The organism is Paenibacillus salivarius (assembly GCF_051307165.1).
Taxonomy (GTDB): Bacteria; Bacillota; Bacilli; order Paenibacillales; family Paenibacillaceae; genus Fontibacillus.
This window is the reverse complement of sequence record NZ_CP195592.1, coordinates 4,782,712-4,807,927: the sequence shown is the minus strand read 5'-3', so window position 1 is coordinate 4,807,927 and position 25,216 is coordinate 4,782,712. Positions and strand designations below refer to the sequence as shown.

Below are 25,216 nucleotides of genomic sequence, written 5' to 3'. Positions count from 1 at the left end.
TATATTAAACATAATCCGAATATTTAGCAATAGTATTGACTTTAGGGAGATTGAGTAATTATAATATTTATGAAATTACAATTTAATTAATAAAATTATTAATCAAGGAGTGAACGGAATGACGCTTCAAGGCGTATTGAATGCAGATCGTGGCCAAGGACAAATCAATCGCAACATTTACGGGCATTTTTCCGAGCATTTGGGCAGATGCATTTATGAAGGGATTTGGGTTGGGGAGGATTCGCCGATTCCTAACACAAATGGAATCCGTAACGATGTCGTGAAAGCGCTTAAACAAATCCGGATTCCCGTTCTTCGCTGGCCGGGCGGCTGTTTTGCGGACGAATACCACTGGAAGGACGGCATCGGGCCGAAGGAAACGCGCAAGCGGATGATCAATACGCATTGGGGCGGCGTGGTAGAGAACAATCATTTCGGCACCCATGAATTTATGGAGCTGTGCGCACAGCTGGAATGCGAGCCTTACATAAACGGCAACGTGGGCAGCGGCACGGTTCAGGAAATGTCCGAATGGGTCGAGTATATGACGTTCGGCGGGGTATCCCCGATGTCGGAGCTTCGCGCCCAAAACGGAAACGAGGAACCTTGGAAGGTGACCTATTTCGGTATCGGCAACGAGAACTGGGGATGCGGAGGCAATATGCGTCCCGAATATTACGCCGATTTGTACCGCCGGTTCCAAACCTACGTCCGCAACTACGACGGCAACAAAATCCACCGGATCGCGTGCGGCCCGAATTCGGACGACTATAATTGGACCGAAGTGCTCATGCGCGAGGCGGGACGCTTTATGGATTCGCTTACGCTCCATTACTATACCGTTCCGTATGAATGGAACAATAAAGGGGCGGCGACGGGTTTTAATGAGGCGGATTGGCACGAGACATTGAGAAAAGCACTGTATATGGATGAGCTCATTACCCGTCATTCCACCATTATGGACAAATACGATCCGGAAGGCCGCGTCGGGCTCATCGTGGATGAATGGGGAACCTGGTACAACGTGGAGCCGGGGACGAACCCTGGTTTCTTGTATCAGCAAAACACGATGCGCGACGCCCTGGTTGCCGGCCTTACGTTTAACATTTTCCATAAACATAGCGGCCGCGTTCGCATGGCGAACATTGCCCAGACGGTCAATGTCTTGCAAGCGGTAATCCTTACGGAAGGGGAAAAGATGATCCTGACTCCGACTTATCATGTATTCGACATGTATAAAGTGCATCAGGATGCGGAACTGCTTGATCTTTCCCTCGAGAGCGGCAGCTACAAGAACGGCGATACCGAGATTCCTGCGGTAACGGCTACCGCTTCCCGCGATGCGGCTGGAGCGATTCACGTCAGCTTCTGTAATCTTCGCCACGATGCCGAAAGCAAAGTAACCCTGAGCCTGCGCGGCTTGGTTTCCGAGGCATTGTCGATTAGCGGCATTACGCTGGCCGGGGACAAAATCGATGCGCATAACACGTTCGAGCAACCGGAAGCCGTTGCGCCTAAAGCGTTCACGAATTTCCAACTGGACGGCGACAACTTGTCCGTCACCTTGCCGGCCATGTCGGTAACGACGCTGGAACTGGCGGCAAAGGCGTAATTCGCGATGGCGGACAGATCCTGCAAAGCCTGCCGGGACGACTATAAAGTCACCGACGATCAGATGCAGCGTTTGCTTCAAACCTCGGCATTCGCTCCCGAGCGGAGAGTCAGCGAAGAGCAATATCAGGAGCGGCTGCGCCTTTGCGGCACCTGCCCGAATCTGATCAGCGGGACGACATGCGCCGCATGCGGCTGCATCGTTCCGGTCACGGCCTGGTTGAAAGAGCGGTCCTGCCCGCTTCCGGGCGGCGGGTTATGGAGAGCGGTAGCGGCCGGCGAATAATTCTCTAATCGCAAAAAAAGGTATCGCCCCGATTTAAAATGTACCCTATAGAATAGACACTTAAAAAAAGTGCTCTTTCTATAGGGTGTTTTTTGTATAATTTAAAGAATAACATAGAGAAATACGTGGAGACGGAGAATTATGAGTAAAAAATTATTTACAGAGAAAGATATCACAACACTATCTAAGAACCGATATGTTAAAACAGTCAGTTCAAAGGGCATCACATACACTGATGAATTTAAACAACACTTTGTTACTGAATATAGTGAAGGGAAGCTTCCAAGAGAAATCTTTGAAGAAGCAGGATTTAATATTGACGTTATTGGCATGAAGAGAGTTAAATCAGCTTCAGATCGTTGGAAAGCTGCTTATAAAACCGAAGGAGTGTTGGGCCTTAAAGATACCAGAAAGGGTAGTTCTGGCAGGCCACGGATTAAAGAATTATCTATTGAAGAGAAGTATGCCAGATTGGAAGCACAGATGAAGCTTGTGCAGGCAGAAAACGAACTCTTAAAAAAGATTCGTTTGTTGGGAAGGGGGCTAAAGAAGTAAAGCTGCCCGTCAGTCAAAAATATATTCTCATTCATGAGGTCATTGAAAAATATAACCTTATCCATATGGTGAAATTCCTTTGTGAAGTTGCCGGAGTTTCAAGAAGTGGTTACTATAATTATTTCTCAGCCAAATCTATTGAACAAAGGAGACGCAAGGATAAAAAGGATGAAGAAACGAAAGAAATGATTCTAAAGGCCTTTAACTTCAAAGGCAGAAAGAAAGGGGCACGCCAAATTAAAATGACATTGGCAGGTCAATTTCAGTGTGTCTTCAACTTGAAGAAGATCCGTAGAATCATGAAAAAATACGATATCGTCTGCCCTATTAGGAAGGCAAATCCGTACCGGAGAATGATGAAAGCCACTCAAGAACACCGAGTGGTTCCTAACTTCCTAAACCGCCAATTTAAACAGGGGATGCCTGGCAAGGTCCTTCTAACGGATATCACTTATCTGAACTATCACGGTGGACAAAGAGCTTATTTGTCCGTCATTAAAGATGGTTCTACAGGTGAAGTTTTAGCACATCACATGTCTAGCCGAATCATCATGAATCTGGCCACAGATACCCTCACTAAATTGAAGAAGAACAGAACCTTTAAGAAAGCTAAAGGGGCCTTCATTCATTCTGATCAGGGTACCCATTACACACATCCAGATTTTCAGAAACAGGTTAAGAAACTCGGATTGTACCAATCCATGTCCAGGAAGGGAAACTGCTGGGATAACGCCCCTATCGAATCATTCTTTGGCCATCTTAAAGACGAAGTGGATATAAAATCATGTAAAACGTTTGGAGAGCTTCAACAAGAAATTGATAGGTATATCCGCCACTATAACCATACTAGATATCAATGGAACCTGAAAAAGATGACTCCTGTACAGTACAGGAATCATCTTTTTCAGGTAGCCTAAGCCTTTTTTTAAAATGTCCTTTACAAAGGGTACACTTTAATTAGGCGGTACCTTTTTTTATTCCGAAATGAACGATGAAGCTCGATCAAGCTCCGGCCTTGGAACTGCGCATATGCTCGGCAATCAGCTTGTCGCTTTGCTTCCTTTTTCCGACGAGCCGCTCGAGTTCAATAAAACTACGCCCCCGATGATCAGCAGAATGCCAGCCAGGGTGATGACGCTGAACGGATCCTTCCATACCAGCGTGCCGATGATCGCCGTTAATACAGTTCCTACCCCCGACCAGATGGCGTAAGCCAAACTTAAAGGCAAGGATTTCAGGCTGAGCGACAAGGAATAGAAAGACAAGCCGAAGCCGATCAGAACGCCGACGGAAGGAAGCGGTTGGGTAAATCCGTCCGACAGTTTCAGCATCGATGTTCCGAAAATTTCGCTTATAATAGCCAGGGTCAAGTAAATATAACCTATCATTTATGTGCCTCCGGTTTCATTGCAGGTTAATGGGCTCCCCCCGTGGAGAGCTTCATGACGGCCACGCCGCCGATAATCAAGATCAGCCCCCAAAACTTCTTATGGTTAAAATGCTCCTTATAGACAACGACGCCGACAAGCGCGGTTAAAGCGGTTCCGACCCCGGACCAGATCGCATAAGCGGTCCCCAGCGGGATCGCCTTCAATGCCAGGGACAAACAATAGAACGCCGTCCCCATCCCGATTAAAAAAGCGAGAGAGGGGAGGACTTTTTTAAATCCCTCCGAGGCCTTCAGCATCGAACTTCCGAATACTTCGGAGACAATGGCCGCGCCAAGCAATACAAAAGGGTTCAATACGCTCTCCTCCTAGTGTGTCATTTGAATCAATCGCCGGATCACGTTGTCGCGGAGCTCTCCGTCCAACCTGCCCAGCCCAAACATTTCCGAAAACCACAAGCCGTCGGCCGCGAGTCTCACAATGGTTGCCGTAGCGGGATCGATGCCGTCGTTTTCAATGCTGTGCTGCCAAGCCGAATATTCTTCCTGGTAGCGTGCAAGCAAATCCGGGTTCGCAAACAGGGCCGCGATCAGGGCCGTTCCGAGCCCGTTGCCCTTTTGAATATCGGACGAGGTCGATTCGATGTAAGCCCGGCTCCACGCTCCGTCGTTTCCATCGTTGTGGGCCGCCCGGGACCGGATGTCGGAAACGAACTGGTCCGTTTGTTCTTCCACCATTCCTTGAATTAAAGCCGCTTTATTCGGAAAATGATGCAAAAGCCCTCCCTTGCTGACCCCGGCCTCTTTGGCAACCGCTTCAAGCGTCAGCTTTTCGACCCCATAGGTTTTGGCGATCAAGCAAGCGGCCGCAAGGATTTCATTGCGTCTGGAATTGCTGTTCAAGTGTATCACCTCAAATTTAGTATACCGTCTGGACGGTTTGAGTGTCAAAAAAAAGAAATACGGATTTTCAAAAAACGGGTTTACCGACCTCCGTATGAGCATCACTCTAACCGGCAAGGAAGGAGAATAAGGAATCGTGGAACGATGCGCAAACTTTTTCGGGATCCCGGTGCGTCTATTTGATGATTACAGCGTTAGCTAACGAGAGGAAATCAGGTGATACGAAGATGAGCAAGCCCGGGCAGGTTGAACTTATTGCGGATTTTGTCATGAAAAATAAAGAAAATTTTTACCGGCTGGCGTACAGCTATTGTTTAAATGCGGAAGATGCGCTCGATATCGTGCAGGACTCCATTCACAAAGCGATCAAATCCGATACGCTCAAAGACGAGACCGCGATCAAGAGCTGGTTTTATAAGATCGTGGTTCATACGGCGCTGGATTTTTTGCGGCGGAGAAAGCGGGTTACCGTCGCGAGCGACGGGGAAATGGAGCTTCGCGATCCGGGAAGCGAGGATCGTTACCGGGATCTTGATCTGGAAAGGGCACTGGACGAGCTTCCGGCCGAATACCGCAGCGTCGTGGTGCTCAGGTATTTCGAGGATCTGAAGATCGAGGAGGTCGCCGAGGTGCTGGGGTTGAATGTCAACACGGCCAAAACCCGGCTATACAAGGCCTTAAAGCTGCTCCGCGTGGAAATGGAAGAGACAGAAATCAGGGAGGTTTCCGAATATGGAAAATAAAAAGGTTAGACGTATCGACGAGCTCAAGAGAGAATATGCCTCGATTCCGATCCCGGCCGAGTTGGACCAGGTCGTCCAATCGGCTTTGCAGGCGGGACGCGCGGGTTCCCGGACGCGCTCACGTACCCGTGCCCGGTGGGCATGGGCGGCCGGAGCCGCGGCGGCCTTGATCTTTGTGGCCGGGCTCAACACAAGCCCGGCGTTTGCCCGGTCGCTGTCCGATGTTCCGGTGATCGGCAGCCTGGTCAACGTCTTAACGATCCGGGAATACAAGGCCGAATACGGCAACTTCCAAGCGGACATTCAAGTGCCGGAGATCGGCAATCTGGGAGATTCCACGTTGGAGAACAGCCTGAACCGGAAATATCTGGACGAAGGGAATGAGCTTTACGACAAATTCATGGCCGAAATGGAAGCCTTAAAGGCGGTTTCCGGGGACGGGCATTTACGGGTGGACAGCGGGGTCGTGATCAAGACGGAGACCGACCAGCTTCTGTCCGTCGGCCGCTATGTGGAGGAAACCGCGGCTTCTTCGGCCACGAGCATGAAATATGACACCGTGGACAAGAAGAATCATATCCTGCTTACTCTGCCGAGCTTGTTTAAGGATGACGGCTATATCGAGGCGATCAGCGAGAACATCCGGACCCAAATGAAACGCCAAATGGCCGAGGATCCGAACAAAATATATTGGGCCGAACCGTCGGAGGATATGCCGGACGCCTTTGACAAAATCGCGAAGGATCAAAATTTCTATATCAATTCCTCCAACCAGCTGGTCATTTCGTTCGATGAATACGAGGTGGCTCCCGGTTACATGGGCGTCGTGGAATTCACCATTCCGACCGAGGCGCTTAAACCTATTTTGGCCGGGGACTTGTATATCAAATAAAGCGTAATCTTGAATATATCACCCTCTATATGGCAAGTATGGCTATTAGGGGGTGATAACTTGAATACGGATATTACACTCGACGCGGATCAGGTCATCGACCGGATCAAACAGCTTCAGAGCAACGGAGGATCGGTGAGCAAGAAACAGATCAAGCAAAGCGATCCCGAATTGATGAGAAGCGCCTTATTTTATTTCCCGAGCTGGGAGCACGCATTAAAGAACGCTGAGATTAACTAAGTCTAGTTGCAAATAGGATGCCGCGAGAATCCGGACCACGGATTTTCGCGGTTTTTTTACTGCCGTTATGCCGGTGAAAGAAGCTCTGAACCCGTAAGAGAATCGTATTTTGGCGGCGGGTAGGTTAGAATATAGTAAAAAAATCCTGCCGCAAACGGATGTCGTTCAACTACATGGCAGGATGAATCGGAGGGAATAAGATGCGTATCTTGGTGCTTGGAGCCGGGGGAGTGGGCGGTTACTTCGGCGGACGGCTGGCGGAAAAAGGAGCGGACGTCACGTTCCTGGTCCGCAGCCGGCGGAAACTTCAACTGGATTGGGAGGGCCTGATCGTCCGCAGCGTCGCGGGGGATATCCAGCTTCGGCCGAAGTCGGTCACGACCGCCGATCCGGCGGAGCCTTACGATTTGGTGCTGTTTTCAACCAAAGCCTATCATTTGCGGCAGGCGATCCAGGACGTGAAGCCGTTCGTCGGAGAGCAAACGGTGGTTCTTCCGCTTCTGAACGGTGTGGCCCACTATCCACTGATGAAGGAGGCATTCGGTGAGGACCGGGTGATTGGAGGGCTTTGCTTCATTGAGACGACCCTGAACGGGGAAGGCCATGTCCTTCATACGAGTCCGAATCATTACGCGGTTTTCGGGGAGTTCGGGCAAAAGGATACGGAGAGAATCCGGCGTATTGAGGCCGCACTCGGCGGCACCAAAACCTCATTCGCACGCAGCGCCCACATCGAGCGGGACATCTGGCATAAATATCTGTTTATCTCGACGATCGCCGGCGTAACGACGCTAACCCGGGCTCCGATCGGGCCGATTCGCGAGAGCGAAGGCGGAGAAGAGTTTATCCGCGGGGTCTTCCGCGAAATCGAGTCGATTATGCGGTCGGACGGCGCCCCGCTGGACCCGGATATTGTAGACAAGCATATGAAAACGACGCTGAATATGTCCTATGACATGAAATCGTCGATGCAGCGGGATATGGAGAAAGGCCTGTCGGTAGAGGGCGGACACTTGCACGGGTATTTGCTGGATCTCGCCCGGAAGCACGGCGTGGAAGCGCCGATGGTCAGAGCGATTTATCAAAATCTGCGGGTGTACGGGGTGACGGTATCATGATTCCGGAAGGGAATATGAAAAGCAATGTCGAGCGGTTTTCCGGGTTTGCGGAGCTGTATGACAAAAACCGGCCCGAAGCGCCGAAGTTTGTCGTGGGATTGCTGTCTGGATATTTGGAAAGAAAGCCTGACTTGGTCATGGACCTGGGTTGCGGGACAGGGTTGTCGACCTTGATCTGGCGGGGCCGCGCGGAGCGGGTCATCGGGGTTGAACCGAACGATGATATGCGAAGCCAGGCGGAGAATAAGCTGGGCAAGCTTCCGGGAACGGAAGGGGTATCCTTTGTCCGCGGTTATTCCAATCAATTGGACGCCGCCGATGAATCGGTGGATATTATGACCTGCTCCCAATCTTTTCACTGGATGGAGCCTGTCAGCACGCTGAAGGAGGCGCAGCGGGTACTCAAGCAGGGCGGCATCTTTGCCGTTTACGATTGCGACTGGCCGCCGGTGCTGAACTGGCGTTTGGAGGAGGAGTATCTCCGGTTGACGGGCAAGGCGGACGAACTGGCCGCTCAGGCGGCGGATGAGGAGCATCGCGCGGTCAAAAGGGACAAAAGCAAGCACTTGGAAGAGTTCAACAAGAGCGGCGTATTTCGTTTCACGAGAGAAATCGTGTTCCACAACCGGGAGACGTGCGATGCCGAGCGGTTTATCGGGCTCGCTCTGAGCCAAGGCGGACTTCAAACGGCGCTCAAGCTCGGGATCAAGGAATTGGACCCGGACATAGAGACGTTCCGGCAGCATGTGCACCGCTTTTTTTCGGGGGAAACGAAAGAAATCGTATTCTCTTATAGGCTGCGGCTAGGGATTAAGTAAGATGCAATCCATTATTTTATTTGTGTTAGCCGGACTGGCCGAAATCGGCGGAGGATACATGATTTGGCTGTGGCTTCGCGATGGAAGGCCTTATTGGTTCGGCATCGTCGGCGCTTTGGTCCTGGTGCTTTACGGAATTATACCGACGCTGCAGAAGTTTCCTTCCTTCGGCCGGGTCTATGCCGCTTACGGCGGCGTATTCGTCATCCTTTCGGTGCTTTGGGGATGGGGCGTGGACAAAAAAACACCGGATTTGTACGATTGGATCGGCGCCGTGATCTGCCTGGTCGGCGTGTCCGTGATGCTGTGGTGGCCGCGGCAGGCGTAGGGATGCCCCGACCTTATGCTTAATGCTTCTCCCGAAACGTGGTATGATAGGACAGGTTCGTACCGCATCAAGTGAAAGGCAGATAACATTACCATGAGCATAGATCGCAAATCGGCATTTTTTGAACGCAAACAGCGCGAGTTAGGCGTCGCATTGAACGACATTCAGAAGCAGGCGGTTCTCCATACCGAGGGGGCCGTCCTGCTTCTTGCTTCTCCGGGATCCGGAAAAACGACCACCCTCATTATGCGGATCGGCTACTTAATCGAGGAACAGGGCGTCAGCCCGTCGCGGATCAAGGCGGTCACGTTCAGCCGCGCCTCCGCGAACGATATGAGGGAACGTTACAAGCGGTTTTTTCCCGGACTCCCTACGGTGGATTTTTCCACCATTCACAGTCTTGCCTACGGCATCGTCAGGGAGCATTTCGGCAAAGCCGGCATCTCCTACCGGATGATCGAGGGAGGCGGCGGGGATTCAGACCCGGAGGAAGCCGGGGGAGGAGCAACGCAAGGCCAAGCCCCGCTTTACAAGCAGGCCATATTGCGTCAAATCTACAAATCGGCGACGGGCGAAAATATTACGGACGACCAAATGGAAGAGCTGACGACCTATATCAGTTATGTCAAAAATAAAATGCTCCCGCCGGACCAATGGGGCACCGTGAAACCCGGCATCCGGGAGGCGGAACGCATCCTGCGCGAATACGAGGACTTCAAGCGTTCGGGGTACCCTGACCTGTTGGTCGATTTCGACGACATGCTGACCTTGGCGAACGAAATCTTGGAGCGGGACCGGAATCTACTGCAAAAATATCAGCGGAGATACGATTACGTGCTGACGGACGAAAGTCAGGACACCTCGCTTATTCAGCATGCAATTACGGAAAAGCTCGTCCAAGGGCACGGCAATCTTTGCGTGGTGGCGGACGACGATCAATCCATTTACAGCTGGCGGGGCGCGGAACCGTCGTATTTGTTGAATTTCAGGAAGAAGTTTCCGAAGGCGCAAATTTTGTTTATGGAACAAAATTACCGGTCGACTCCCGGGATCGTCGATCCCGCGAACCGGTTTATCCGCCGCAACAAAAACCGGTACGACAAAAACATGTTCACGGCCCTTTCGGAGCCGGGCGAACCGATTATAATCCGCAGCTTTGCGGATTACAAATCGCAGACCCGGTATGTCGTGCAGGAGCTTGCGAAAACGGACAACCTCGCGGAGAGCGCGGTGCTGTACCGCAACAACTCCTCGTCCATCGCCCTGATGAACGCGCTCGAGCGGGCGGGAATTCCGTTTTATATGAAGGATACGGACAACCGCTTTTTTTCCCATTGGGTGGTGGAGGACATTTTGAATTTTATGCGAATGACCTTTACGGACAAGCGCCCGGATATCCTGGAGAAAATCCATTTGAAAATGAACGGCTACGTCAGCAAGCAGCAGATGGCGGAGCTGAAAGAAATCCGGAACAACGAATCCGTTTTCGACAATCTGCTGAATATGGTGAAGCTGCAGGATTACCAGCGGGCTCCGATAGAAGCCAACCGCGAGACGTTCCGGGAGATGAGCGGGATGCCGCCCCTTCAGGCGATTCATGTCATCCGAACCCGGCTCGGATATGAAAAAGCTTTGGATAAAACCTGCGAATGGCTTGGACTCCGCAAAGAATATTTGGTCGGAATCCTCAACACGCTGGAGGAAATCGCGGATACGCTCCCGACGATGGAGCAGTTTGCAAGCCGGCTGAAGGCGCTGGAGGCCGCGCTGAAAACGTCCAGACGGCGGAAAGGGGACCATGCCGTCACGCTCTCGACGTTACATAGCGCGAAGGGCTTGGAGTTCGAACGGGTGTATATGATCGACCTTGCGGAAGGGATCCTGCCCTCCTCCGAGGATATCAAGAAGCATGCCGCCGGGGACGAGGAGCCGATGGAGGAGGCGGTCCGTCTGTTCTATGTCGGCATGACCCGGGCCAAGCGGCATTTGGAGCTTCTGACGTATCAGGAGCGGGATGGGGAAAAGACGGCCGAGTCCCGCTTCGTTTCCCATATCCGCTCCCTGGTGGAGCCCGAGTCGGATGGGGGCGGGGCGGATAAACCGGTCTTTTCGCCGGGCGAAGCGGTTCGCCACAAGGTGTTCGGGAGTGGCGAGGTCATGGGCGTGCATGGCGATCTGATCGATATTTCCTTTGCCCAAGGAGTTAAAACTTTATCTATAAGTACCTGTTCGGATCTGGGCTTACTGGAGCGCGTTTAAAAAAATCGCCCGGAAAAGGCTATTGCGCGCAGGCTATCATTCCGTTATATTATAGGTGAAACTAACAACATAAGGGCAATGCCTGACTTGTTATTCGTTGAATGACGAGCACAACCCCGGTAAGACAGAGGGTTGTGCTCTTTTTTTATCCAAAATTTAAGGAGGAAGAAAACATGTTGAAAGAGGCCATTTATCACCGTCCCAAAAACAGTTACGCCTACGCGTACGACGAAAGAACGCTGCATATCCGACTGAGAGCGAAAAAAGACGACTTGACGGGCGTGCAATTGATCCATGGAGACCCGTACCGCTGGGCGGAAGGGCATATGCTCTCGGATAAGGAGCCGATGTCCAAGCTTGCGTCAGACGAGCTGTTCGATTATTGGTTTATCGCGATCAGTCCGGAGAACAACAGGTTTGTTTACCAATTCGAGGTGACGGACGGGGCGGAAACATGGATTATGGGGGAAAAGGGCTTTACGCAAGATGTGGAGGAAAACCGGTTTTACCGTTTTCCGTATTTAAATGCCATCGACGTTTTTGACGCTCCGGAATGGGTAAAAGATACCGTGTGGTATCAAATTTTCCCGGAACGTTTCGCGAACGGGAATCCGGGAAGAAAAACGAATACGAACGGCGTGTGGGGCGACACCCCGAAGCCGGACAGCTTTTTCGGCGGCGACTTCGAAGGGATCATTCAGCATCTTGATTATTTGAAGGACCTGGGGATTACCGGGATCTACATGACCCCGATTTTTGAGGCGCCGAGCAACCACAAATACGACACGATCGATTATATGAAGCTGGATCCGCAGTTCGGGGACGAGGAGACGTTCCGGCAATTGGTCCGGGAATGCCATGCCCGCGGCATCCGCGTCATGCTTGACGCCGTGTTTAACCATGCCGGATACGGGTTTGCCCCGTTCCAGGACGTCCTGAAGAATGGAGCGAAATCCCGCTACGCCGACTGGTTCCATATACTCAGCTTCGGCGAGGAAGAAGGGGAACTACCGCAATACGAAACGTTCGCCTTTACCGGTGATATGCCCAAACTGAAAACAAGCAATCCCGAAGTTAAGGATTATTTGCTCGGTGTGGCGAAATACTGGATCGAAGAGTTCGACATCGACGGTTGGCGGCTGGACGTGGCCAATGAGGTGGACCACAAATTTTGGCGCGAGTTCAGAAATACCGTAAGGGCGGTCAAAGACGACGTCTATATGGTGGCGGAAATTTGGAACGATGCGATGCCATGGCTGCAGGGAGATCAATTCGACTCGGTGATGAACTATCCGTTTACCGAAGCGGTGATTGATTTTATCGCCAAGGGGTCCATCACCGCCACGCAGTTCGGAAATCAGCTTTCGAGCCATCTTCAGCTCTATCCGGAAAACGTCGGCGAGGTGATGTTCAATCTGCTCGGCAGCCATGATACGGCGCGCCTGCTGACCCGTTGCGACGACGACCTCTCCAAGGTCAAGCTGGCTTATCTTCTGCTGTTTACGTATCCGGGAAGCCCATGCATCTATTATGGCGACGAGGTCGGCCTTACGGGAGACGGGGATGACTTCGCCTATTACCGCCCGTGCATGGAATGGGATCCGGCGAAACAAGACCAAGACTTGCTGAATGACGTCAAAAAACTGATCGCGATCCGCAAAGCCCATCCGGCTTTGACCGATAATACGCGCCTGCGCGTTCTGGAGGCTAATGATGATGCCGGCGTATTCGTCTTTGCGCGCAAGAGCGGGGGCGAGGAAATCGTAGTGGCGCTTAATAACGGGAAGGAAAAGGCAGCTTTCGGCTTGCCTTCCGAGTGGCAAGGGAAGACTGTGTCCGACTTATGGACAGGGGAAAAGCTTACGATCAAACCAGAGGACTTATCTATTGTATTAGAACCGATGGAGTTCCGCATTTTGGGGATAAACTAAGCAAATACGTTTGATTTATTCACAAAATCCACAATGACGGTTGTGTGCAACTCTTGAACAACTGGATAACTTGGAATAACATCTGGATAACTTTGTGGATAACTGGGATATGTGGATGAACAATGAACTTAATATCAAAAAACCGGAGGCGCTAGCCTCCGCAGGCTGTCGAGAAAGTCTCGACGGCCTTCTTTTGATTCAATTAATTTAAGACGGCACCGCGTTAATGTTGTATAATATATGTAACTACTCATGAACGGATGGTGTTTTTGGTGCTGAGATCTAATCGGGAAAAACAACAAAGCTATGAATTCGTTTCGATCGAAGAACTGGTTCCACAAGATCACTTGCTGCGTAAAGTAGACAAGTATATCGACTTCTCTTTTATTGAAAAAAAGGTTCAGCCCCTGTATTGTGCGGACAATGGACGCCCGGCCATTGATCCAGTCATCCTGTTTAAGATGATTTTTCTCGGCTATTTTTATGGCATTCGCTCCGAACGCCAGTTGGAACGAGAGGTTCAAACCAATTTGGCTTATCGTTGGTTTTTGGGTCTGGGCCTGACCGATAAAGTCCCAGACCATTCGACGATTAGCTGGAACCGGCGAACTCGCTTTAAGGATACGGATATTTTTCAAGAGATCTTTGATGAAATCGTTCTCCAAGCCATTTCACATAAAATGGTGGGCGGACGCGTACTTATCACCGATTCGACTCATGTGAAAGCCAACGCCAACAAGCACCAATATACCAAGCAGGAAGTTCTGCAAAACACCAAGGACTATATTGACGAACTCAATGGAGCCGTCACGGAGGACCGTAAAGCGCATGGAAAAAAGCCCTAAAAGAGCGAGAGGAAGTGAGTGAAACCAAGGAAATTAAAGTGAGCACCACAGATCCAGAGAGCGGCTATATGGTTCGTGACGGAAAGCCAGAAGGGTTCTTTTATCTCGACCACCGGACGGTGGATCTCAAATACAATCTCATTACCGATGTCCACATCACGCCGGGAAATGTCCATGATTCGGTTCCGTATTTATCTCGTTTAGACCGTCAGAGAGAACGTTTTGGTTTTCGAGTAGAAGCTGTAGCGCTGGATTCGGGTTATTTAACGACGCCGATTTGCCGTGGTTTACAAGAACGAAAAATTTTTGCAGTGATTGCACACCGGAGATTTCACCCCAAGCAAGGCCTATTTCCGAAGTGGAAGTTTATTTACGACGCCGAAAACAACACTTATATCTGTCCAGCAGAGCACCGTCTGACATACCGGACGACCGACCGAAAGGGTTACCGACAGTATGCGTCGGACCCGGAGCATTGCAAACAATGTCCTATGCTTGCGCAATGCACTCATTCCCGTAACCACCGAAAGGTGTTGACCCGTCACGTATGGGAGGACAGCAAAGAGTGGGTACGAAACAACCGGCTGAGCCGTGACGGCAAACAGTTGTACCGCAAACGAAAAGAAACGATTGAGCGAAGCTTCGCGGATGCCAAAGAGCTCCATGGGTTTCGCTATTGCCGTTTACGCGGATTGGCTAACGTCAAAGAACAAGCTTTGATGACGGCCGCTGTGCAGAACATGAAGAAGATGGCGATCCATCTGGATCGCCTGGAAAAGTGGGGATGATCCCCTCTTTATAAACCTTGAGAGTACACTGCAAATAAAAAAGAGAAACCCACCGTCTCAAAGACGTGGGTTTCTCGACAATCTGCGGAGGCGCTAGCCTCCGGTTTTTCTTTATCCGGGAATCCCGGCCGCCGCATCTCCTATTTGTCCCATAGTAAAAGAAACGCAAGGGAGCCGGTCCGAATGAACGGTTTCTTCCCGGTCGAATACGTGTAAAAGCTCATAACGGCCGTCCATGAGGACGTATTGTTCCAACGCTTCGTGGGGAGGATCGACGATCCAGTATTCCGGAATGCCGTAGGCGGCGTATACTTTAAGTTTGCTCTGCTTGTCCCGTTTAATGGAGTGGGGCGACAAAATTTCCGCAACCAGGTCGGGAACGCCTTCGATGCCGCGCGAAGTAATGATTTCGATGTTGTTGCGGTGAACCATAACGAGATCGGGCTGGCGAACTTCCTTGTTGGATAGGATCAGGTCGATCGGGGAAGCAAATATAATATATTTCTGCTGACAACTGTTCGTAATTATGGTTTGAAGCTGGTTACTAATCAACTGATGCTTCGGCGTCGGCGCCGGTGTCATCAGCTCCAGCACGCCATCGGCCAATTCATACTATGTTAAATTATAACAAACGTTTGTTCGGGGAAACAATAAGAAAAGGGTTGTTTTTAACTGTGTCATTTGCTAGAATTACAGAACGAACGTTCAGTATACAAAATTCGAATGATGAATTTGAAATGGAGCGGAAGCGGCGTGAATAAAAAACAGCAGCAAAGCGAGCAGACCAAAAAGCGGATTGTGGAAGCCGCAAGAATGTTGTTTGGTCAAAAGGGCTACAAAGCCACCTCAATCGAAGACATTGTCTCCGCCACGGGCAGCAGCAAGGGGAATCTCTATTATCATTTTAAAAGTAAGGAAGGGCTTTTTCTCTACTTGCTTGATGAGTGGGATCGGGAATGGGAAGAAAAATGGCGGCAGAAGGAACCGTTATATAATACGACGATCGACAAACTGTACGGTGTTGCCGAATTGCTCGTGCATGACGATCTGAACCACCCTCTTACGAAAGCCGCGGATGAGTTTTTCAAGAGCGAGGAGCAAAATACGGAGGTTGAGGAGCGCGTGGCCGAAATGGTCGAGAGACATCTCCGGTGGAATCAGCGGTTGATACAGCAAGGGATCGATAGCGGTGAATTCAAGCCGGGGAGTTCGGAGGAGCATGCCGTTGTTTTGGAAAGCTTATTGATGGGCCTTAGTCAGATGGCCCGCAAGAGAAATCCGGATTCGGCGCTCGAGCTTTATAAGCAGGCCATGAAGGTGTTCTTGTACGGGGTAGCCAAGGCCTGAACTAGAAAGGCCGATTTTCGTTTTTTGGACCATGACCGCTTTTTTGCCATAATACAAAACGAACGTTCAGTATAACAACAAAAATTTTACTTCATTGGGCTGATGTCATCAGCGTGCAGGTGCAGGAGGAAATTGTATGTCGCTATTATTAAGAAACAGGGGAGCCATGCTCCTTCTCATGTTGAATATTTTTCTCGTTTTCACGGGAATCGGCCTCGTGGTCCCGATCATGCCGACTTATATGAACGAGCTTCATATCAACGGGAGCATCGTCGGACTGCTCGTCGCCGCTTTCTCGTTGACCCAGTTGTTGTTCTCTCCGTTTACAGGGAGGCTGTCGGACTCTTTGGGGCGGAAAAAAATCATTGTTGCCGGCATGGTTGTGTTCGCCGTTTCCGAATGGCTTTTCGGGGCGGTCAGTGCTCCCGTGCTGCTCTTCGCGGCGAGAATGTTGGGGGGGATCGGCGCCGCGCTCATTATGCCTGCCGTTATGGCATATGCCGCGGACGTGACCACGGATGAGGAAAGAGCCAAAGGAATGGGCTTTATCAATGCAGCCATTACCACAGGCTTTATTATCGGACCGGGAATCGGCGGTTACATTGCGGAGTTCGGCATTCGCGTTCCTTTCTACTCCGCGGCGGTGGCCGGAGCGATCGCGGCTGTCATTACGCTGCTTGTTTTACCGGAGTCGCGGACAGAAAAACAACGGGCGGAAACCCGGACGAATCCTGCCCAGAAACAGAGTCTGTTCACCCAATTGCTGAATTCCGGCCGCGAACCCTACTTTTTGAACTTGATTATCGTATTTGTCCTCGCTTTTGGACTGGCCAATTACGAAACGGTTTTCGGATTGTTCGTGGACCATAAATTCGGCTTTACGCCTAAGGATATCGCGTTTATCATTACGTTCGGCTCGATTTCCGGCGCCGTGGTGCAGGTCACGGTATTCGGGTGGATTTTGAACCGGTTCGGCGAGAAGCGGGTCATCTCGTTCTGTTTGCTGATGTCCGCATTGTTCGTGGCGCTGACGTTATTCGTCTCCCACTACTGGCTGATCGTTGCCGTTACCTTTATCGTATTTTTGTCGATCGATATTTTGCGGCCGGCCGTGGGCACGCAGTTATCCAAGATGGCGGGCGAACAGCAGGGGTATGTCGCGGGGCTGAACTCGGCGTACACAAGTTTGGGAAATATCGCCGGTCCGGTGGTTGCGGGATTTTTGTTTGATTTCGACGTCAATTATCCGTACATTGCGGCAGCCATTGTCTTGTTCCTTTGTTTTGTGCTTGCCGTCAGAACCAAAACGGAACAGGGTGGCGTCGTGCAGCAAGATGCCCGGTAATAGCAAGGGCTAATATAATGTAAGGACCATTCATGAACCCTCAACTGTTGCGGAAGCGGGAAACAAGGGCGTGTTCCGAGTACCATCGGAGCTACTGTCCGGAATTTCCACGCTCCCGCATTTTTTTGTAATATTGACTGGGCGAGATCCCCTCATACTTCTTAAACACCTTGCTGAAATAATAAGGATCCTCCAGCCCGGACAAATAGCCGATTTCGTGAAAGCTTAAATGGGTCGCCTCGATCAATTCCTTCGCATGGTCTATCCGGATCCGGTTTACATAACGCATGATGCTCCGTCCGGTCCATTTGGTGAAAATCCGGTTGATGTAGTCATAGTTGCAATCGAATTCCTGCTCGATGACCGTGCTGGTGATTTTTTCGGTATAATGCTCATGGATATAGTCGAGCAGGGCATGGACTTTAATAAACGATTTGGTATTGCCGCCCTCGAACGATTGAAGCGCATCGATAAAATGCTCCCTGGATACCTCGATCAGCCACTCGGTGAATTTCAGGGCGGTTAAGCCGCGGTTGAAATACTTGCGCCGATACAGTCCGAGCATCTCGTTCATCGCAACAAAAGAAGACGACTGGTCTTTTTTAGACAAAGAGTAAGTTTTGGGAAAATGACAGATCGGATTGTCCTGACCGGCCTGCGGGGCTTCTTCTTCCAGTATGACATGCCTGGCTAAGGAGAGGATATTTTCCACCTCCACCGGTTTCATATCCGAATGTTCAAAATGAATATAGTAATAGTCGCAAATGTGTTTCTCTATGCCTTCGTGCTCCAAATTGGGCTCCAGGACAAGGAGGTCCCCTTTTTTCAGAATATAGTCGACACCGTTTTCCCGCATATGAAGCTCGCCGCTTTTAATGAAATACAGCACGCATTCGTGCGTCGTTCTCTTAAAGTGAATCCAAGGCTGCTTATAAGAAACGAACCCCATCAATTTGATCTTCGGCATCACTTCCACATTGATGGCAAGCATGTTCATCCTCCCAGACCGTTTTTTAAAAGTCGTTTTTGTACAAAAAGAGTATCTTTCCGCCATTTTCGTCCATTCTATCACACTCTATACTGAGGTTGTATTCAAACGATTTCATAAGGGATGGGGCGATAGAATGGGGAAGCAGAAAATCGGCGTCATCGGTTTGGGCGGGATCGCGAACATGCATATTGGAGGCATATTGAACAGCAAGGATGCCGACGTATGGTCGATTTGCGATTGCAATGAAGAAGCGTTGGCAAGAAGGGGCGAAGAGCTCGGCATTCCGGAAACGAGAAGGTTTTTGAGCGTGGAGGAAATGCTGGCGGACCCCGAACTCGACGCGGTCACCATCGGTACGCCGAATCACAATCATTATGCGATCGCCTGCGAAGCGATCAAGAGCCGGAAGCCGTTTGCCTTGGAAAAACCGGTGTCGTTGGATACGCGGGAAGCGGGCATACTCCGGGAGATGCTGGCGAACGATCCGCTGCCGCATATGGTTTGCTTCAGCTACCGTTACAAAGCGGCGGTAAGATATGCGAAATGGCTGATTGACCAAGGGAAATTGGGCGATATTAAGCATGTCTACAGCCAATATCTGCAAAGCTGGGGGCTGGACGAGAGCATCCCGCTCGTGTGGAGATTCAGCAAGGAGTTGTCGGGTTCTGGCGCGCTGGGCGACTTGGGCTCGCATATTCTCGATCTTCAGCGCTTTCTCGTCGGCGATGCGGAACGCGTGATTGCCGACGCGGATACGATCATCAAGGAACGCGATCTCATTTCCGGGGAAGGGAAGGGCGAGGTGGATGTCGACGACTTCTGCCATGTGTTGTTCCGTCTCCGGGGAGGCGTCTCGGGAGCCATGTCCATATCCAGATTCGCTTATGGCCGGGGGAATTACCAACAGTTGGAGATTTACGGCACCCGCGGGGCGCTGGTTTATAATCTCGAACAGGAAGATACGCTATACGTCCGGTTTTCCGATGAAGGAGACCAAGGGTTCCGCAAAGCGGATATTCCGGAAGCCTTTCAAACCGACCAAATGCAGTCCTTTATCAACCTTGTTCAAGGAAAAGGGGACGGGTGCGATGCCGATATGGAAGACGGCTACATGAATCAGTACACCCTCGACTCCATTATCGAATCATTTACGGAGCAACGATGGATTCATATCAAACAGGAGGTTTTACATCATGTCTAACATTAACGTCACGGTATGGAACGAATACCGGCATGAAAAACATAACGAACAAGTGAAGGGGATTTATCCGGAGGGCATTCATCAGGCCATTGCGAACTATCTGAACGGCCAGGACGGAATGGAAGCCGGAACCGCGGTGCTTGACGAGCCGGAACACGGGCTGACCGAAGAAGTGCTCTCGCGGACCGATGTCCTGATCTGGTGGGGCCACCTGGCTCACGACGAGGTTAGCGACGAAATCGTGGAAAAAGTACGTCAGCGGGTGTTGGCCGGAATGGGGCTGATCGTCCTCCACTCGGGGCATGCTTCAAAAATATTCAGGGCCCTGATGGGCACGGACACCGGTGCGCTCAAATGGCGCGACGACGGCGAGAAGGAAAGAATTTGGATCATCGAGCCCGGACATCCGATCGCCAGAGGCCTCGGCGAGTACATCGAGATCCCGAAGGAGGAAATGTACGGAGAGCGGTTTGAAATCCCGGCCCCGGACGAATTGATCTTCATCTCCTGGTTCGAAGGCGGCGAAGTGTTCCGCAGCGGCTGTTGTTACAAAAGAGGGCAGGGCAATATTTTCTACTTCCGGCCGGGACATGAAACATTCCCCGTCTACCATCAACCCGAGGTGCTTCAGGTTATCGCTAACGGCGTGCGCTGGGCGGCGAAAAGCGAGATCGGCAAAGTCACCTATGGGCGGGTGGCGCCTCTGGAGGAAGTGCGTTAATGCTTGCCGGGAAGTAGGGCGGAAATAGTATAATGAGGGACAGATAAAAAATTCGGACCATCGTGAGACTCGGAAAGGAAGACATGTATGGCTCAATTGATTTTCGACCCCTCGGGATATATGGTGTCCAGCGGTACGGAATCGATGGAACTGCTGGCAAAGGAATTCGCCCTGCTGAAGTTTCTGTACGAAAACCGGGGGCAGGCCTTTTCGCGCGAGCAACTGCTGGATAGGGTGTGGGTGCTGGAGTATCCTGTGGAGAGGACCGTGGACGATCATATCTACCGGCTTCGAAAAAAGCTGCAACGCTGGAGCCATATCCGGATCAATACGGTCCGGGGGTACGGCTACAGTCTGGTTTTGGCCGAGACCAAAGGCGTCGATAATCCGTCCGTACGGGATGAAGAGGTTCAGTCCGCGGTGCAGTCCCTGTTCGAGAAGTATCATTTGCTCGGACAGGGAAAGTCCATCATGGCGCTGGCCTCCCAGCATGAAGTTTTGGGCTTCGAAATGTCCCCCTTTTACCAAAATTATATCCGGTTTTTGACGGCGGACATCCGGTGGTTCGTGGAGACGTGCGATGTTCCTCCACGGGAACGGCTATACTGGCTACTCCTGCTCTACGCCGGAATCGATCCGGAGCCGGAGCGGGTGCTCCGATACTGCGAGTCGGCACTCCGGAAAGGCCTGATGGCCCCGGAACAGCACAGGGAGATGGAGATTCTGAATATTCTCGAGGTGTATGCCGCCGCGGGAAGGCCAGAACTCGCCATCGGCCGTTTTGCCCACACACGTCGCGTAGTGGAAAAGGACGGATTGACCGGCTTCGTCATGCCCGTCGCCTTGATGGAAATGTATGCCCACGTGGTTGCCGGCAACCTGGAAGAGGCTGACCGGACCTCCGCCAGGCTGGAACGTCTGATCGAGAAGGAACCCTACCTGCGGGAAATCGGCAGATTTGAAGTCATGAAAGGCCTTCGGCTCCTGATCGAGGGGCGGGAGCGGGAAGCAGAGGAACACCTTGATGAAGGGCTGAAAGTGCTGGATATGTCGCTGCACATGCCGCTCTATCTGGATGCGATTAACCAGATCAATCAGTTTTTGCGGGGTTTCCGACCGGAAAGCCGGCTGCTCCGCAAATATGCGTCCCTGTTTGAAGCGGCCGACAAGGAATACCGTTTATCCGAGTACCTGCCGGAGATGGAGCGATTTATCGAAGGGGTTCTCTCGGGACAAATCCAATAGCCGTGTCTGATATTCCTCTGACAATGATCGGTTAAGCTTCATGAAAACCGGTATTGTTGGAGGAATTTTTTATGAGCAAAACATCCCAGGAAACAAAAACCAAGCTGTGGTCGATCCGCAGATTCCGCAGCATGTTTGCCGCTTATGCGCTGGCATCGTTCGGAGACTGGTTCGACGCGCTGGCGATTCAAGTGATGGTCGTATACCGCTGGGGGACGGACCCGTTTTTGGTCGCGCTGATTCCGGTAGCGATGGCGCTGCCTTCCGTATTGTTCGGTTCGTTTGCGGGCACGGTTGCGGACCGGGTCCAGCAGGCGAAGCTTATGGCGGTCTGCGATGTGCTGACCGCCGCCTTATCCGCGGCCATATTGTTTGCTCCGGATATGTACTGGCTGCTTCCGCTGCTCGGCCTCCGGGCCATGGCCGGCGTGTTCCACGTCCCGGCCCAGCAGGCGCTGACCCGCCGCATCGTCCCGGCGGATCTGCTGCTCTCGGCGACTTCGTACAACGGGCTGGTAGGACAAGGCTCCAAAATAGCAGGGCCGCTGCTGGGCGCCGCCCTGCTCGCGGCCTTATCCCCCCAGGCCTGCATCCTAATCAACATCGGCACCCGGCTGTTATCGGCGATGCTGCTGCTCGGATTATGGCGGATGCCGCGAAAGGAAACGTCTTCCCGGGCCGGCAAGGAATCAGGGCCGAACGGAATCGGAAGGTTCTGGTCCGAGTGGAAAGAGGGCTGGGTATTTCTGTGGCGGGAGAAGCTGCTGTTTCATACCGTCGTTTTCGGATTTATCGGTCTGACCGTGATCCTGATGGTCGATTATCAATTTTCGACCTTATTCAAGTCATTGTCTCCGGCCGATGAAGCGCTGACCGGGAAGGTGGTTGCAGCCATCGGAGGTGGTTCCGTTCTGGTGTTGTTGCTCCTGAACCGCCTGGGCCGGATCCGGTATGGGTGGGGCCTCGGCGGAGGGGGCGCCCTGATCGGCGCGGGCATCGCCCTGCTCGGCGCTTGCTCTCCCGGAAGCCCGATGGCGCTGCTCCTGGGATTGGGGCTACTGATCGGCATCGGCAACGGGATCTACATGCTTACCCAGAACTATGTTCTTCAAAAAGAGACATCCCCGGACGTTGTAGGAAGGGTATTCGGTATTCAAAACACGGTATCCGGCCTTGTGATGGTTTTGGCACCGCTGGCCGGAGGTTTGTTAATCCGGGCGGTTTCCGTCGGAACGGCCTTTCTCTGGATCGGGCTGGCGATGACGGCGATCGGGCTGGCAGGCATACTTCTTCGGGGGAAACTGTGGCCCGCTCGCAACCAAATGGAAGCTGCCGCCTCCAAAACGGTATCGATGGGGTAAATAGGAAGGTTTCGGAGAATAGTGATATATTTGGCATTTACAAGCAGGAATTTAGGAAACCTACAGGGAATTATTAGAAAATAAATCGGAATCCGTTTTAAAGGAGCAAGCAAAGTGCGGATTATTTATATTCTAATGTTTCTGTCGATGTGGTCGCTCGGGCTGTTCATCTTATTTCACAGAACGAGGTCGAACATTTGGATCGGCTTGACCATCCTGCTTGGAGGCTCGGCCAGCTATGCGTTCAGCATGCACCTGTCGATCATACCGGTGATCGGCGATGCCTGGATGCCCGAGATTCTGAGCCAAGCGCTTTATTATTCGACGGTCGTGGGGATGAACATCTATTATTTTATCCTTCCCTTTGTCTTCAGTATGGGCGGGTTGTGGCTGAACGAGAGGATGTCCTACCGCTGGAAATGGATCTGGTCGGCAGCGCTTGTTCCGGGCATGGCGGCGCTGTTGGCCGGTCATTTGATGCACGGGCCGTGGAATATATTCAGGATGAGCGAATTTCGCTGGTGGGATGGGATATATATCGCGATCGGGTGCTTTTTTTATTTGCTGGCTTATTTCGGAGAACGGAACGGACTGGGCAGGCGGACTCAGCGGAGAACGCTATTGTTCCCCCTTGTGATGGTATGGGCCTTTATGTCCGATTATGTGGGCTTCGATTATCTGGAGCTTGGCCGGTGGTCGTTCGACCTGAGAAGCAACGGGATGTGGCACGCCAACTTTATCGTCATTCTGGGCACGGTGGCGGTCGTGCTTCTATTTACGATCCGCTACGGGTTTCTCGGCATCAAGCTGCGGATCGAACGCGAACGGATCGATCATTCCATTCGGACGCTGACGATGGGGGTGTCCATCCTGAATCATTCCATCAAAAACGAAATTCAGAAGATCGATTATCTGGCGGAAAAGAGCCGAACCCTGTTATCGTCGGGACAGACGGAAAGAGCGGTGCAAACGATCGGGCAGGTGCATGGGCTGACGGCCCATCTGCTGCATATGGTGAACCGGATTAAGGACAAGGCCGAGGATGTGGTGCTGGACGAAGGCGAAATCGACGTTCGCGAGCTCGTGGAGTCGGTCGCCGTATTCGCGAGGACGCTGACGGAAGAAAGGGCGGTCTCCCTGTTCGTGTCCTACGGGGCGGAGGGGAAACTCATTTGCGATGCGGTGCATATCAGGGAAACGCTTTCCAATCTGATCCGCAATGCGGTCGACGCGATGAAGCCCGAAGACGGAGACGGGGGATACGTGGAGCTGCACACGTCGGCGACCCGGCGCGAATTCCGGATTGAAGTCAGGGACAACGGCTCGGGCATTCCACCGGAGCATTTGAGCAAGATTTTCGAGCCGTTCTTTACGACGAAGAAAAATGCGTTAAACTACGGCTTGGGACTCTCTTACTGCAGCAGCGTGATGTCCAAGCACGGGGGAAGACTGTCCGTACCGGAGAGCGTTCCCGGACAAGGAACGACGATTATGCTGCATTTTCCTAAAAGCAAATTCAAGCCGGCGTCTCCCGTGCAAAGTCTAAAGCTGTCGAGGGAGCAGCGCCGGCTGGATCCTCTTAATCCATCTTGAAGTTTGTCAGCTTGTTCTTGATGCTGCGCAGCTGGGTTTTGATCGTGTTGGTCGACTTGTGCAAACGTTCGGAGATTTCGCGTTTGCTCAGCCCGTCCTTGCGCAGCTCGAATACCTCCCGCTCGGTCGGGGACAATTCCATGAGCTGAACTTCGTTCCGCATGGCTTTGGCCGCATCCGGGTGAATCGAAGCCCGTCCGCTGTGCGCCTCGCGAATCGCATGCAATATATCCTGGTAACTAGACTTGTTGATATAGTTCATGGCACCGAGACGGAACGACTTCATGATGATTTCGGTTTCCGTCAAAGAGGTCAGCATGATGATCTTTACGGACCGGCTGCGCTCCTGGCGGAGAATTTGCTCGGCGGCGTCGAGTCCGTCCAGATTGTTCCCCGTCAGGTTAATATCCATCAAAATCACGTCGAGATCGCGTTGCAAAGCAATCTCGACCGCTTCTTCCTTGGTCGCGGCAACGCCGGCCACCACAATATCGGACTCATCCGATAAATCCGCACTGATATGATCCCGCCAGAAGGGATCGTCCTCCACAAGCATGACCCGAATCTGCTCCATCTATAATAACCCCCATGATATTACAACATGTTCATTACAGATGCTTACAATTAATCCTAGTATATCAATGAATCCGACAAAATGGTAGGATGAACGACTTTCACCCCCAGGTGAAGAAAGTTCATCCTGTTCGG

The 25,216-nt window shown here is 51.7% G+C and carries 24 protein-coding genes and 1 pseudogene; 19 read left to right on the top strand and 6 right to left on the bottom strand.

Features of this window, described 5'->3' with window-relative positions; all coding sequences use genetic code 11:
- The first annotated feature begins 118 nt into the window (after positions 1–118).
- From ACSFXJ_RS22335 to ACSFXJ_RS22325, 3 genes and pseudogenes are all read left to right on the top strand, one after another.
- Positions 119–1,612: an alpha-N-arabinofuranosidase gene (locus tag ACSFXJ_RS22335; RefSeq protein WP_435922536.1), complete on the top strand. Its 1,494-nt coding sequence runs from the start codon at positions 119–121 to the stop codon at positions 1,610–1,612.
- 6 nt (positions 1,613–1,618) lie between these two features.
- On the top strand, positions 1,619–1,897 hold the full coding sequence (locus ACSFXJ_RS22330) for a DUF6171 family protein (RefSeq protein ID WP_435922535.1): 279 nt from the start codon (positions 1,619–1,621) through the stop codon (positions 1,895–1,897).
- 141 nt (positions 1,898–2,038) lie between these two features.
- A pseudogene (locus tag ACSFXJ_RS22325) lies at positions 2,039–3,369 on the top strand (IS3 family transposase).
- A gap of 123 nt (positions 3,370–3,492) precedes the next feature.
- Here the strand turns inward: ACSFXJ_RS22325 and ACSFXJ_RS22320 are convergent.
- The 3 genes from ACSFXJ_RS22320 to ACSFXJ_RS22310 are packed head-to-tail and all read right to left on the bottom strand — an operon-like array spanning position 3,493 to position 4,751.
- Positions 3,493–3,840, bottom strand: coding sequence for a DMT family transporter (locus ACSFXJ_RS22320; RefSeq protein WP_435922534.1), 348 nt, complete (start codon positions 3,838–3,840; stop codon positions 3,493–3,495).
- A gap of 26 nt (positions 3,841–3,866) precedes the next feature.
- Positions 3,867–4,196 carry a DMT family transporter gene (locus ACSFXJ_RS22315; protein ID WP_435922533.1) on the bottom strand — a complete coding sequence of 110 codons (330 nt, stop codon included), beginning with the start codon at positions 4,194–4,196 and terminating at the stop codon, positions 3,867–3,869.
- Between the two features lie 12 nt (positions 4,197–4,208).
- Positions 4,209–4,751, bottom strand: a complete 543-nt coding sequence (locus tag ACSFXJ_RS22310) for a TetR/AcrR family transcriptional regulator (protein ID WP_435922532.1) — start codon at positions 4,749–4,751, stop codon at positions 4,209–4,211.
- A 218-nt stretch (positions 4,752–4,969) separates the two neighbouring features.
- Here ACSFXJ_RS22310 and ACSFXJ_RS22305 point away from each other — a divergent pair, with 218 nt between their 5' ends.
- The 9 genes from ACSFXJ_RS22305 to ACSFXJ_RS22265 all read left to right on the top strand — a co-directional run bounded on the left by ACSFXJ_RS22305 (position 4,970) and on the right by ACSFXJ_RS22265 (position 14,704).
- Positions 4,970–5,485, top strand: coding sequence for an RNA polymerase sigma factor (locus ACSFXJ_RS22305; RefSeq protein ID WP_435922531.1), 516 nt, complete (start codon positions 4,970–4,972; stop codon positions 5,483–5,485).
- Complete coding sequence (locus ACSFXJ_RS22300; RefSeq protein WP_435922530.1) at positions 5,475–6,377, top strand: RsiV family protein; 903 nt, start codon at positions 5,475–5,477, stop codon at positions 6,375–6,377. Before ACSFXJ_RS22305 ends, ACSFXJ_RS22300 begins: the two co-directional genes overlap by 11 nt.
- A 60-nt stretch (positions 6,378–6,437) precedes the next feature.
- Positions 6,438–6,617 (top strand): hypothetical protein, encoded by a 180-nt coding sequence (locus ACSFXJ_RS22295; RefSeq protein ID WP_435922529.1) that lies wholly within the window; start codon positions 6,438–6,440, stop codon positions 6,615–6,617.
- 200 nt (positions 6,618–6,817) lie between these two features.
- Positions 6,818–7,735 (top strand): ketopantoate reductase family protein, encoded by a 918-nt coding sequence (locus ACSFXJ_RS22290; RefSeq protein WP_435922528.1) that lies wholly within the window; start codon positions 6,818–6,820, stop codon positions 7,733–7,735.
- A complete protein-coding gene (locus ACSFXJ_RS22285) occupies positions 7,732–8,553 on the top strand; it encodes a class I SAM-dependent methyltransferase (protein WP_435922527.1) in 822 nt (273 codons plus the stop codon). The genes ACSFXJ_RS22290 and ACSFXJ_RS22285 overlap by 4 nt, the downstream gene beginning before the upstream one ends.
- 1 nt (position 8,554) lies before the next feature.
- Positions 8,555–8,881, top strand: a complete 327-nt coding sequence (locus ACSFXJ_RS22280) for a YnfA family protein (protein WP_435922526.1) — start codon at positions 8,555–8,557, stop codon at positions 8,879–8,881.
- Between the two features lie 93 nt (positions 8,882–8,974).
- The gene (locus ACSFXJ_RS22275; RefSeq protein WP_435922525.1) at positions 8,975–11,140 is read left to right on the top strand and encodes an ATP-dependent helicase; all 2,166 of its coding nucleotides are present in this window, start codon (positions 8,975–8,977) and stop codon (positions 11,138–11,140) included.
- A gap of 173 nt (positions 11,141–11,313) precedes the next feature.
- Complete coding sequence (locus ACSFXJ_RS22270; protein WP_435922524.1) at positions 11,314–13,071, top strand: alpha-glycosidase; 1,758 nt, start codon at positions 11,314–11,316, stop codon at positions 13,069–13,071.
- Positions 13,072–13,343: 272 nt separating this feature from the next.
- Positions 13,344–14,704, top strand: a protein-coding gene (locus ACSFXJ_RS22265; RefSeq protein WP_435921350.1) for an IS1182 family transposase whose coding sequence is annotated in 2 segments (ribosomal slippage) — positions 13,344–13,914 and positions 13,914–14,704 — 1,362 coding nt in all. Because the reading frame shifts where the segments join, the coding sequence is not laid out codon by codon here.
- 111 nt (positions 14,705–14,815) lie between these two features.
- On the opposite strand, the gene ACSFXJ_RS22260 is transcribed toward ACSFXJ_RS22265, so the two are convergent.
- Positions 14,816–15,310 carry a Uma2 family endonuclease gene (locus tag ACSFXJ_RS22260; protein ID WP_435922523.1) on the bottom strand — a complete coding sequence of 165 codons (495 nt, stop codon included), beginning with the start codon at positions 15,308–15,310 and terminating at the stop codon, positions 14,816–14,818.
- A gap of 147 nt (positions 15,311–15,457) precedes the next feature.
- On the opposite strand from ACSFXJ_RS22260, the gene ACSFXJ_RS22255 reads away from it, so the two are divergent.
- Together ACSFXJ_RS22255 and ACSFXJ_RS22250 are read left to right on the top strand one after the other, a co-directional pair.
- Positions 15,458–16,051, top strand: coding sequence for a TetR/AcrR family transcriptional regulator (locus ACSFXJ_RS22255; RefSeq protein WP_435922522.1), 594 nt, complete (start codon positions 15,458–15,460; stop codon positions 16,049–16,051).
- A gap of 136 nt (positions 16,052–16,187) precedes the next feature.
- Entirely contained in the window at positions 16,188–17,396 is a 1,209-nt protein-coding gene (locus ACSFXJ_RS22250) for an MFS transporter (RefSeq protein ID WP_435922521.1), read from the top strand.
- Between the two features lie 91 nt (positions 17,397–17,487).
- Here the strand turns inward: ACSFXJ_RS22250 and ACSFXJ_RS22245 are convergent, their stop codons facing one another.
- Positions 17,488–18,387: an AraC family transcriptional regulator gene (locus ACSFXJ_RS22245; protein WP_435922520.1), complete on the bottom strand. Its 900-nt coding sequence runs from the start codon at positions 18,385–18,387 to the stop codon at positions 17,488–17,490.
- Positions 18,388–18,520: 133 nt separating this feature from the next.
- On the opposite strand from ACSFXJ_RS22245, the gene ACSFXJ_RS22240 reads away from it, so the two are divergent.
- The 5 genes from ACSFXJ_RS22240 to ACSFXJ_RS22220 all read left to right on the top strand — a co-directional run bounded on the left by ACSFXJ_RS22240 (position 18,521) and on the right by ACSFXJ_RS22220 (position 24,508).
- Positions 18,521–19,588, top strand: coding sequence for a Gfo/Idh/MocA family protein (locus tag ACSFXJ_RS22240; RefSeq protein ID WP_435922519.1), 1,068 nt, complete (start codon positions 18,521–18,523; stop codon positions 19,586–19,588).
- Positions 19,581–20,309, top strand: a complete 729-nt coding sequence (locus tag ACSFXJ_RS22235; RefSeq protein WP_435922518.1) for a ThuA domain-containing protein — start codon at positions 19,581–19,583, stop codon at positions 20,307–20,309. Before ACSFXJ_RS22240 ends, ACSFXJ_RS22235 begins: the two co-directional genes overlap by 8 nt.
- Before the next feature lie 87 nt (positions 20,310–20,396).
- Entirely contained in the window at positions 20,397–21,554 is a 1,158-nt protein-coding gene (locus ACSFXJ_RS22230; protein WP_435922517.1) for a winged helix-turn-helix domain-containing protein, read from the top strand.
- 71 nt (positions 21,555–21,625) lie between these two features.
- On the top strand, positions 21,626–22,915 hold the full coding sequence (locus tag ACSFXJ_RS22225) for an MFS transporter (protein WP_435922516.1): 1,290 nt from the start codon (positions 21,626–21,628) through the stop codon (positions 22,913–22,915).
- Between the two features lie 114 nt (positions 22,916–23,029).
- A complete protein-coding gene (locus ACSFXJ_RS22220) occupies positions 23,030–24,508 on the top strand; it encodes a sensor histidine kinase (protein WP_435922515.1) in 1,479 nt (492 codons plus the stop codon).
- Here the strand turns inward: ACSFXJ_RS22220 and ACSFXJ_RS22215 are convergent.
- Positions 24,495–25,082, bottom strand: coding sequence for a response regulator (locus ACSFXJ_RS22215; RefSeq protein WP_435922514.1), 588 nt, complete (start codon positions 25,080–25,082; stop codon positions 24,495–24,497). The two genes, ACSFXJ_RS22220 and ACSFXJ_RS22215, sit on opposite strands and share 14 nt — an antisense overlap.
- Positions 25,083–25,216: the final 134 nt, after the last annotated feature.

Bases quoted from the DNA above. Each gene is read 5' to 3' on its own strand.
- ACSFXJ_RS22335 (WP_435922536.1), top strand. From the start codon at position 119: ATGACGCTTCAAGGCGTATTGAATGCAGATCGTGGCCAAGGACAAATC.
- ACSFXJ_RS22330 (WP_435922535.1), top strand. From the start codon at position 1,619: ATGGCGGACAGATCCTGCAAAGCCTGCCGGGACGACTATAAAGTCACC.
- ACSFXJ_RS22320 (WP_435922534.1), bottom strand. From the start codon at position 3,840: ATGATAGGTTATATTTACTTGACCCTGGCTATTATAAGCGAAATTTTC.
- ACSFXJ_RS22305 (WP_435922531.1), top strand. From the start codon at position 4,970: ATGAGCAAGCCCGGGCAGGTTGAACTTATTGCGGATTTTGTCATGAAA.
- ACSFXJ_RS22300 (WP_435922530.1), top strand. From the start codon at position 5,475: ATGGAAAATAAAAAGGTTAGACGTATCGACGAGCTCAAGAGAGAATAT.
- ACSFXJ_RS22290 (WP_435922528.1), top strand. From the start codon at position 6,818: ATGCGTATCTTGGTGCTTGGAGCCGGGGGAGTGGGCGGTTACTTCGGC.
- ACSFXJ_RS22285 (WP_435922527.1), top strand. From the start codon at position 7,732: ATGATTCCGGAAGGGAATATGAAAAGCAATGTCGAGCGGTTTTCCGGG.
- ACSFXJ_RS22280 (WP_435922526.1), top strand. From the start codon at position 8,555: ATGCAATCCATTATTTTATTTGTGTTAGCCGGACTGGCCGAAATCGGC.
- ACSFXJ_RS22275 (WP_435922525.1), top strand. From the start codon at position 8,975: ATGAGCATAGATCGCAAATCGGCATTTTTTGAACGCAAACAGCGCGAG.
- ACSFXJ_RS22270 (WP_435922524.1), top strand. From the start codon at position 11,314: ATGTTGAAAGAGGCCATTTATCACCGTCCCAAAAACAGTTACGCCTAC.
- ACSFXJ_RS22250 (WP_435922521.1), top strand. From the start codon at position 16,188: ATGTCGCTATTATTAAGAAACAGGGGAGCCATGCTCCTTCTCATGTTG.
- ACSFXJ_RS22245 (WP_435922520.1), bottom strand. From the start codon at position 18,387: ATGCTTGCCATCAATGTGGAAGTGATGCCGAAGATCAAATTGATGGGG.
- ACSFXJ_RS22240 (WP_435922519.1), top strand. From the start codon at position 18,521: ATGGGGAAGCAGAAAATCGGCGTCATCGGTTTGGGCGGGATCGCGAAC.
- ACSFXJ_RS22235 (WP_435922518.1), top strand. From the start codon at position 19,581: ATGTCTAACATTAACGTCACGGTATGGAACGAATACCGGCATGAAAAA.
- ACSFXJ_RS22230 (WP_435922517.1), top strand. From the start codon at position 20,397: ATGGCTCAATTGATTTTCGACCCCTCGGGATATATGGTGTCCAGCGGT.
- ACSFXJ_RS22225 (WP_435922516.1), top strand. From the start codon at position 21,626: ATGAGCAAAACATCCCAGGAAACAAAAACCAAGCTGTGGTCGATCCGC.
- ACSFXJ_RS22215 (WP_435922514.1), bottom strand. From the start codon at position 25,082: ATGGAGCAGATTCGGGTCATGCTTGTGGAGGACGATCCCTTCTGGCGG.